At 73.0% G+C, this 5276-nt stretch carries 6 protein-coding genes; 2 read left to right on the forward strand and 4 right to left on the reverse strand.

Annotated elements, in window-relative coordinates:
• The first annotated feature begins 285 nt into the window (after positions 1 to 285).
• Positions 286 to 1524: a phosphoserine phosphatase SerB gene (serB, locus tag ACFW9D_RS24275; protein WP_188339694.1), complete on the forward strand. Its 1239-nt coding sequence runs from the start codon at positions 286 to 288 to the stop codon at positions 1522 to 1524.
• A 63-nt stretch (positions 1525 to 1587) separates the two neighbouring features.
• On the opposite strand, the gene ACFW9D_RS24280 is transcribed toward serB, so the two are convergent.
• The 4 genes from ACFW9D_RS24280 to ACFW9D_RS24295 form a co-directional block, all read right to left on the reverse strand.
• Positions 1588 to 2106, reverse strand: coding sequence for a SixA phosphatase family protein (locus tag ACFW9D_RS24280; RefSeq protein ID WP_384624702.1), 519 nt, complete (start codon positions 2104 to 2106; stop codon positions 1588 to 1590).
• Between the two features lie 320 nt (positions 2107 to 2426).
• On the reverse strand, positions 2427 to 2633 hold the full coding sequence (locus tag ACFW9D_RS24285) for a hypothetical protein (RefSeq protein ID WP_188339692.1): 207 nt from the start codon (positions 2631 to 2633) through the stop codon (positions 2427 to 2429).
• A gap of 194 nt (positions 2634 to 2827) precedes the next feature.
• Positions 2828 to 2947, reverse strand: coding sequence for an SGM_5486 family transporter-associated protein (locus ACFW9D_RS24290; protein ID WP_262928316.1), 120 nt, complete (start codon positions 2945 to 2947; stop codon positions 2828 to 2830).
• Positions 2948 to 2990: 43 nt separating this feature from the next.
• Complete coding sequence (locus ACFW9D_RS24295) at positions 2991 to 4307, reverse strand: CynX/NimT family MFS transporter (protein WP_384624706.1); 1317 nt, start codon at positions 4305 to 4307, stop codon at positions 2991 to 2993.
• Between the two features lie 111 nt (positions 4308 to 4418).
• On the opposite strand from ACFW9D_RS24295, the gene ACFW9D_RS24300 reads away from it, so the two are divergent.
• Positions 4419 to 5111, forward strand: a complete 693-nt coding sequence (locus tag ACFW9D_RS24300) for a FadR/GntR family transcriptional regulator (RefSeq protein WP_188339690.1) — start codon at positions 4419 to 4421, stop codon at positions 5109 to 5111.
• Positions 5112 to 5276: the final 165 nt, after the last annotated feature.

Genomic DNA, 5276 nt, shown 5'->3' on the forward strand with positions numbered 1-5276 from the left:
AGGCCGACGCGGGGCTGCGGGCCGGTGGGGCTTCTCGCGCAGTACCCCGCGCCCCTGAAGGCATGCGGCTTCGCCGCGCCTTCCCCCGATGAAAGGCGCCCCGCGCCTTTGCCGGGGAGATGCGGCGCGAAGCGCCATGCATCTCAGGGGCGCGGGGAACTGCGCGACCAGCCACGACGAGACCCGCACCCGGCGACAAAGCGGCGGAGCTGCGGCGGGAGGCCGTGTCCGGCACTCGGACCGCGGCAGCGGCTTCGTACACAGGCCCGATAACGTAGAAACATCATGAGCGCTTCGCAGCCCCAGCACCCTGCTGACGCCCCGGCCGGTCTCGCGGCCGATGTCCCGACTCTCCTGGTCAAGATCTTCGGCAAGGACCGGCCCGGCATCACGGCCGGACTGTTCGACACCCTCGCCGCCTACTCCGTCGACGTGGTCGACATCGAGCAGGTCGTCACCCGCGGCCGCATCGTCCTGTGCGCCCTGGTGACCGCGCCGCCGGCCGGTCTCGACGGCGAGCTGCGGGCCACCGTCCACAGCTGGGCGGAGTCCATCCGGATGCAGGCCGAGATCATCTCCGGCACCGGTGACAACCGGCCGCGCGGTGTGGGCCGCTCGCTGGTCACGGTCCTCGGTCACCCGCTCACCGCCGAGTCGACGGCCGCGATCGCCGCGTCCATCACCGCGACCGGCGGCAACATCGACCGCATCTTCCGGCTCGCCAAGTACCCCGTGACGGCCGTCGAGTTCGCCGTGTCCGGCACCGAGACGGAGCGGCTGCGCACGGCGCTGGCCACGGAGGCGGCGCGCCTGGGCGTGGACGTCGCGGTGGTCGCGGCCGGTCTGCACCGGCGCGCACAGCGGCTCGTCGTGATGGACGTCGACTCGACGCTCATCCAGGACGAGGTGATCGAGCTGTTCGCGGCGCACGCGGGCTGTGAGGACAAGGTCGCCGAGGTGACGGCCGCGGCGATGCGCGGCGAGCTGGACTTCGAGCAGTCGCTGCACGCGCGCGTGGCGCTCCTGGAGGGGCTCGACGCGTCGGTCGTGGACAAGGTCAGGAGCGAGGTCCGGCTGACGCCGGGGGCCCGCACCCTGATCCGTACGCTGAAGCGGCTCGGCTATCAAGTGGGCGTCGTGTCCGGCGGGTTCACGCAGGTCACGGACGATCTGAAGGAGCGGCTCGGGCTCGACTTCGCGCAGGCCAACACGCTGGAGATCGTCGACGGGAAGCTGACCGGCAAGGTCACCGGCGAGATCGTGGATCGGGCGGGCAAGGCGAGGCTGCTGCGCCGGTTCGCCGCGGAGGCCGGGGTGCCTCTGGCGCAGACGGTGGCGATCGGCGACGGTGCGAACGACCTGGACATGCTGAACGCGGCGGGCCTCGGTGTCGCCTTCAACGCGAAGCCGGTGGTGCGCGAGGCCGCACACACGGCGGTGAACGTGCCGTTCCTGGACACGGTCCTGTACCTGCTGGGGATCACCCGCGAAGAGGTCGAGGCCGCGGACACGCACGAGGGCTGACCTGCCGTACGGCAGACGTGAGGCGCGGGTCCCGGTCCTTCCGGGGCCCGCGCCTCGTGCGTGTCACTCGCTGGGCGCCCAGTAGTCGACGAGGGTCGCGGTGCCGGGCTCCAGGCTCTTCCAGGAGCCGGGGAAGGTGAGGACGGCGAAGGCGGCCGTGGGGAAGCCGCGCCGGTCCACGCGCTGCCGGGTGTCGCCCTCGGCGTCCTTGGCGAGGATCTCGGTGAGGGCCTGGACGCCGGGGTTGTGGCCGATGAGGACGAGGTCGCGCACGTCGTCCGGCGTCTCGTTCAGCACGGCGATCAGCTCGCCGGGCGAGGCCTCGTAGATCCGCTCCTCGTACACGGTCCTGGGCCGCTCGGGCAGCTCGGCGACGGCGAGCTTCCAGGTCTCGCGGGTGCGGGCGGCGGTCGAGCAGAGGGCCAGGCCGAACGGGATGCCGGAGTCGGCCAGTCTGCGGCCGGCTACGGGGGCGTCCCTGCGGCCCCGCTCGGCGAGCGGCCGGTCGTGGTCGGAGACCTGCGGCCAGTCCGCCTTGGCATGCCGGAAAAGAACGATCCTGCGGGGTTCTGCGACGCTCATGGCTCCCAGCTTCGCACGAAACCGGCCATGAGGCGCAGGGAGTTGACGCGCTCGCCCGGCACGGGTGAACAGCGGTGCGGGAGGCTAGGGCGTGTCCGCAAAGTCCCGTCGTCCGCCCGGAGGGCGGGCCGGGCGGCGTCTGGTGCGTGCTCTCGGTGCGCCGGGCGCAAGGCCTCGTACTGGATGTACTTGGCCTTACGCCCGGTGCGGCGAGTGGGGGTACCTCCCACGCCCTTAAGGCAGTGGGGGAGCGTGCCAGGCGTCGACCGGCTGGGGGCACCTCCCAGCGTTAGCTGGGGGAGGGACTTTGCGGACACGCCCTAGCGCTGGATGAGTTCCCTGGCGCGTTCGAGGACGTGCGTGAAGGACGGGTCGCCCGCGGCGGCCTGCGCGTCCGCCGGGTTGAGGATCAGCAGGAGCAGGGCGACGAACGCTACGGCGGGCAGGACGACCGCCCACCAGGGCAGCCGGGTGTCCGCGCCGCCCGCCGCCGACGCGTGGGTCCGGGTGTGGGTGGGGGCCTGCATGGCTGCCTCCGGGTCCGTGGGCGCCGCGGTCCGCCACCGCGGTGGGCCGCCCGGTCGGGGCGACACTTCGACGGTACGGACCGCAGGGGCCCGGGCCCATCCGGTGATCCACCCACTCGACCCTGACCCTGGCCCCCTAGGGGACGGTGGGGTTGACCCCACCCTCCGGCGCGCGGCCGGGACGGGTCACCCGGTCACGGGGAGACGATCGTCGCGATGACGGCGATGACGACGGTGACGGCGATCATCGCGCCGAAGACGGCGAGAAGCTTCTTCTGGCCGTTCTGGGGGTTGGGTTCGAGCACAGGCGACATGCGGCAAGTGTCGCACCCGTCCCCCGCCGTCCGGCCCCCGGGGTCAGGCCGCGGCGGCCGCCTCGTCCTCGACCGTGCGGTTGCGGCCCGCGAAGATGCCGACCACGATCTGCGGCACCATCAGCGCGGCCATCAGCGCGATCGGCACGCCCCAGCCGCCGCTGTGCTGGTAGAGGACGCCGACGAGCAGCGGGCCCGGGATCGAGATGAGGTAGCCGGTGGACTGGGCGAAGCCGGAGAGCTTGACGACGCCGGCGCCGGTGCGGGCGCGCATGCCGATCATCGTGAGGGCCAGCGGGAACGAGCAGTTGGAGATGCCGAGCAGGATCGCCCAGACCCAGGCGCCGGAGGCCGGGGCGAAGTACAGGCCCGCGTAGCCGGCGAGGCCGCAGGCGCCGAGGAGGACCACCATCGGGCCCTGGCTGGACAGCCGGGCGGCGACGCGCGGGATGACGAAGCCGAGTGGCACGCCCATGACCATGCAGACGGCGAGCAGCACACCGGCGGTCGAGGCGGAGACCCCGGCGTCGCGGAAGATCTGCGCCATCCAGCCCATGGTGATGTACGCGGCGGTGGCCTGGAGGCCGAAGAAGCAGGCGAGCGCCCAGGCGGTGCGGCTGCGGGCGATGCGCAGTCCGGAGCCGTCGGCCTCGGCGGGCACGGACTCGACGGCCGGGGCCCCTTGTCCGGCGGTCTGCTGCGGGTCACGCCGGTCGCGGACCAGCGGGAGCCAGGGCAGCACGGCGGCCGCCGCGAGCACGGACCACACGGCGAGGCCGGTCTTCCAGTCGCCGCCCATGGCGTCGGTCACCGGGACGGTGATCGCGGCGGCGGTGGAGGTGCCGGCGGCCAGGGCCATCGAGTAGAGGCCGGTCATGGAGCCGACGCGGTCGGGGAACCAGCGCTTGACGACGACCGGCATCAGGATGTTGGCGACCGCGATGCCCATGAGGGCGAGGGCGGTGGCGGCCAGGAAGGCCACCGTGTTCCCCGTGAAGGGGCGCAGGGCGAGGCCCGCGGCGATGGCGGCCATGCCGAAGCAGACGACGGCGGCGGGGCCGAAGCGCTTGGCGAGACGCGGGGCCATCGAGCCGAAGAGCGCGAAACAGAGCGGCGGCACGGAGGTGAGGACGCCGGCGACGCTGCCGCTCATGCCGAGCCCGTCGCGGACCTCTTCGAGGAGGGCGCCGAGACTGGTGACGGCGGGGCGCAGGTTCAGGGCGGCGAGGACGATGCCGACGGTCACCAGGCGCAGCGCCCAGGTGCGTGGCGCGGTGCTCTTGACCGGCTCCGCGGTCGCGGTCGCCGGGGCGGTCGGTGGTGCCATCGTCGGGGTTTCCTCACTAGCCATGAGACCCATATTAGAATCATGGGATGATTGGTTGTCCAATCGGATTGCGTCACACTGGACCTGGGGCCCGCCTCCCGGCCCGCCCCTCCGCGTTCGTACGAGCAAGCACGAAGGAACGTCATGGCACTGACCTCCCCCCGGCGCTCGGCCCTGTCCGAGCAGGTCATCTCCGCCCTGCGCGCCCAGATCTCCTCGGGCGAGTGGCCGGTGGGCTCCCGGATCCCCACCGAGCCGGAGCTCGTCGAGCAGCTCGGTGTGGCGAGGAACACGGTGCGCGAGGCCGTCCGCGCGCTCGCGCACAACGGGCTCCTCGACATCCGGCAGGGCTCGGGCACCTATGTGGTGGCGACCAGCGAGCTGGCCGGTGTGATGCAGCGGCGGTTCGCGGACGCCGATCCGCGGCACATCGCCGAGCTGCGCTCCACGCTGGAGTCGAGCGCGGCCGCGCTGGCCGCGCAGCGGCGCACCGAGCGGGACCTCAAGCAGCTGCACACCCTGCTCCTGCGCCGGGAGGAGGCGTGGGAGGCACGCGACGCCGAGGCCTTCGTGACGGCGGACTCGACGTTCCACCTGGCCGTGGTGGCCGCGTCGCACAACGACGTGATGACGGCGATGTACGCGGACCTCGGCGAGGTGCTGCGGGACTGGCTGCGCGAGGACGTCGGCGAGCGCCTGACGGAGGAGAACAACATGGACCACACGGCGCTGGTGGACGCGATCCGTGAGGGGGACGCGGAGGCGGCGGCGACGGAGGCGGCCAGTTACGCGTTCCTGTGCAGGTCGGGCCGGCTCACCGCGCCTTCCGGTGACTGACCCAGGCGGTCCGTACGTCCTTCCAGCAGCGCCCGGCGAGCCGTACGGTCTCGGCCGGGCCGAGCGCGCGCGGGGCGGGGGGGGGGGGGCGGTGGACCCCACCGCGCGCCGGCCCCGGGGGGGGGGGCCCCGCGGCAACACGGGGGGGGGGGTTGGGATATCGCG

Source organism: Streptomyces sp. NPDC059524, assembly GCF_042749255.1.
GTDB classification, from domain to species: Bacteria; Actinomycetota; Actinomycetes; order Streptomycetales; family Streptomycetaceae; genus Streptomyces; species Streptomyces xanthii.

Coding starts and splice junctions, on each gene's coding strand:
- serB (WP_188339694.1), top strand. CDS start 286: ATGAGCGCTTCGCAGCCCCAGCACCCTGCTGACGCCCCGGCCGGTCTC.
- ACFW9D_RS24280 (WP_384624702.1), bottom strand. CDS start 2,106: ATGAGCGTCGCAGAACCCCGCAGGATCGTTCTTTTCCGGCATGCCAAG.
- ACFW9D_RS24285 (WP_188339692.1), bottom strand. CDS start 2,633: ATGCAGGCCCCCACCCACACCCGGACCCACGCGTCGGCGGCGGGCGGC.
- ACFW9D_RS24290 (WP_262928316.1), bottom strand. CDS start 2,947: ATGTCGCCTGTGCTCGAACCCAACCCCCAGAACGGCCAGAAGAAGCTT.
- ACFW9D_RS24295 (WP_384624706.1), bottom strand. CDS start 4,307: ATGGGTCTCATGGCTAGTGAGGAAACCCCGACGATGGCACCACCGACC.
- ACFW9D_RS24300 (WP_188339690.1), top strand. CDS start 4,419: ATGGCACTGACCTCCCCCCGGCGCTCGGCCCTGTCCGAGCAGGTCATC.